The sequence below is a fragment of the Mycobacterium sp. 1245111.1 genome, from assembly GCF_001673405.1.
In the GTDB taxonomy this organism is placed as follows: domain Bacteria; phylum Actinomycetota; class Actinomycetes; order Mycobacteriales; family Mycobacteriaceae; genus Mycobacterium.
Genome location: NZ_LZLV01000016.1, coordinates 1 through 584, shown reverse-complemented (window position 1 = coordinate 584; position 584 = coordinate 1). Strand labels below are relative to the sequence as shown.

The 584-nt window shown below is 61.0% G+C and carries 1 protein-coding gene; it reads right to left on the bottom strand.

From position 1 onward, the window contains the following. A partial coding sequence (locus A5658_RS03115; protein WP_156751236.1) for an MMPL family transporter occupies positions 1-584 on the bottom strand: 584 nt, incomplete at both ends.

Sequence of the window (584 nt, the reverse complement as noted above, 5' to 3'; positions counted from 1 at the left end):
CTGGCCGGTCGTGGGCGGACATGTTGCGGCCACCAGAACCAACGTCCGAGCAGTGTGGCCAGCGACGGCGTCATGAAAGACCGGACGATCAGGGTGTCGAACAGCAGACCCAGCGCGATCGTCGTACCGACCTGACCCATCACCTTCAACGGGCTGAAGGCGAACGTGGCCATGGTGGCGGCGAACACCAGACCGGCGTTGGTCACCACCTTGCCGGTGCTGCCCATCGCGCGGATGATCCCGGTCTTCAGCCCGGCGGGTATCTCCTCTTTCAAGCGGGATATCAACAACAGGTTGTAGTCCGAACCGACGGCAAGCAGCACGATCACCGACATCGCGAGCACCATCCAGTGCAGTTTGATACCGAGGAAGTATTGCCAGACGAGCACCGACATGCCGAACGATGCCCCCAACGACAGCGCGACCGTCCCGACGATCACCGCCGCCGCGATCAGACTGCGGGTAATGATCAGCATGATGATGAAAATCAGGCAGAGCGAACCGATTCCGGCGATCAACAGGTCGATGTTGGAGCCGTCGTGCATGTCCTTATAGGTCGCGGCTGTGCCGGCGAGATAGACCTT